Genomic DNA, 2,347 nt, shown 5'->3' on the forward strand with positions numbered 1-2,347 from the left:
CTCTTGGTGGCGGCCGGCGGCGTTGAGCTGGCGGGCCAGGTGCTGGCGCAGGGGCAGGTTGTCGGGCGAAAATTGCAGGGCGTCGAGCAGCGGCTGGAGGTCGGCAGACATGGCGGTGGGGGGCGGGCTGGGAAATTCAGTTGGAAAGTTAGCACCCGCCGGGCCTTGTCGGGCCCGCCGAACGAGTACCCCGAAGCTGCGCTTCGGCCCGCGGTGGAGTTTGGTTAAGCCACTCATATAAATCCAGACGCGAGCTGGAGCACCGCTTCGGGGCACGCATTCAATCAGTTCAAACCGCTTTCAAACGGCCAGCTGCGCCAGCACCCGCGCGCCTTCCGCCTCGCTCACGCCCGCGATTTCTACCTTCTTAAACGGCGCGGTGTGGCCGCTCAGCAGCGTCACACTGCTTTTGGCGACGCCAAAAGTTTCGGCCAGAAAAGCCAGCAGCACGGCGTTGGCCTGGCCGTCCTGCGGCGGCGCCTTCAGCCGCACGGTCAGGCTGCCGTCGGCGGCGCGTAGCAGCTGGTTTTGGCGGGCATTGGGCTTGGCGCGCAGGTGAAGTATCATGAGCTGGGGTTTTTAATTTGGCGCAAAAAGAACGTTATGCTGAGCGCAGCCGAAGCATCTCTACCGCAATAGTAAATTGATTACTTCGGCGGTAGAGATGCTTCGGCTGCGCTCAGCATGACGTTCTCTCTTGTCACCCTACCAATCCACTACCCGCCCAGCCGCGCCTGACCGAAGGGGCACTGGTCGAGCACCACGCAGCGGCTGCAGGCGGGCCCGCTGAAATAGCAGCACTTCTGCCCGTGAAACATCAGTGCCTCGTGGTGGTCGTACACCTGCTGGGCGTCCCAGCCGGGCGGCAGCAGGGCTTCCAGCAGCTTGTGGGCCGCTGCTTCGCCCACCTTCGGCCCGATGAGGCCCAAGCGCTGGGCCACGCGGTGGTGGTGGCTGTCGACGGGCATAGCCGGGATGCGCAGGTTGCTGAAAAGGAGGGTGGCCGCGCTGGTTTTGGGCCCCACGCCACTGATGCTTTCCAGCCAGGCCCGCGCCTCGGGCACTGGCAGGTCGGCCAGAAAATCAAGCGAGCACGGCGCGTCGGTGCCGCAGCGGGCCGAGATTTCGCGCAGCACAGCCTGAATGCGCGGGGCCTTCTGCTCGGGCCAAGTGCAGGTCCGGATGGCGTGCTGCACCGCGTCGGTGGGCGCGTCGCGCACGGCCGCCCAGTCCGGAAACGTGGCTGTCAGCTCCTGGTATGCGCGGTGCGAGTCGGCATTCTTGGTGCGGTGCGAGAGCAGGGCGCTGACCAGTTCGCTCAACGGGTCTTTGGTGCTGAAGAAGCGGAACGGCGCGCCGTATTCGGCGCACAGGCGCTCGTGCACCAGCATTGCCTTGGTCTGGCGGGTAGCAAAATCGGCGGCAAGCTCGGCGGGTGGGGTAGGGGATGGCATGGCCGACCTACGCGCCCCAAGGGGCAGAGTTGCCGGGCAGATTATCCCGAATTTCGATTTGGCCCACTCAAGCGCCAATTCGGCCCACGTGAACGATGCAGCCGCATCGGTTGCGCGGGCCGAATTAGAAATTCGAGATACTTGGCCTAGCGGGTGGCGTTGTACAGCGCAATGGCCTGGCGTTGATTGGCCGCCTGCTTGCTTTGCAGTATTACCGGAACCAGCAACACCGGCAGCGCCGCGTAGGTGAGCGGCGACACGCCGGGCCGGGTGGGGCTCAGGGTTTGAAGCAGACCGGCCACGAGCAGGCCGCCGCCCACCACGTAGCTGGCCACTGTGATTTGCTGGTAGCGCCGCGAGTCGAACAGCAGCTGCTGGGCCCCAGCGTTGTCGCGGGTGGCCAGCAGCAGGTTGTTGCTGGTTAGGTTCTGAATGGGGCCGTTGTCCTTCGAGAAATATTCGGTTTTCACGGTGCGGTAGCCGCCATACGGGTAGCCAAAGCCGCCCATGCCGTAGCCACCGTAGCCATAGCCGTACCCCGGGTAGCCATACCCGCCGGGGTTGGCATACTGCGTGGTGGTGATGGAATACAGGCTGATGCGGCCGGTTTTTTCGCGGCGCAGCGTGGCCTCGCGCGACGAGCCCGGCAGCGTAGTGCGCACGTAGTGCCCGGTTTCATCTTCAAAAAAGCCCACCTCGGCCAGCTCAAACCGCCGCTGCCCATCAAGCAGCAGGTAAGAATGCCCAAAAAGCGGGTTTTTGGTTTCCACGTCGTTGGCGCTGTACACCAGCCCGTTTTTCAGCCCAACCTGGAAGCGCGGTGCGCGTGCGTTGTTGCCCGGCAGCTGGCCGGCCGGGGTAGGCGCATATACCGGGGCGGCCGCGGCCGGCGC

At 64.7% G+C, this 2,347-nt stretch carries 3 protein-coding genes; all 3 read right to left on the reverse strand.

The features are described from left to right. Positions 1-300: 300 nt before the first annotated feature. Complete coding sequence (locus ACYVDE_RS20470; protein ID WP_460503389.1) at positions 301-567, reverse strand: DUF167 domain-containing protein; 267 nt, start codon at positions 565-567, stop codon at positions 301-303. A 149-nt stretch (positions 568-716) separates the two neighbouring features. After that, positions 717-1,454 carry an endonuclease III domain-containing protein gene (locus ACYVDE_RS20475; protein WP_460503391.1) on the reverse strand — a complete coding sequence of 246 codons (738 nt, stop codon included), beginning with the start codon at positions 1,452-1,454 and terminating at the stop codon, positions 717-719. Between the two features lie 146 nt (positions 1,455-1,600). Continuing rightward, positions 1,601-2,347, reverse strand: a 747-nt coding sequence (locus ACYVDE_RS20480) for a hypothetical protein (protein ID WP_460503392.1), incomplete at its 5' end; no start/stop codon positions are given.

It is taken from the genome of Hymenobacter agri (genome assembly GCF_054778495.1).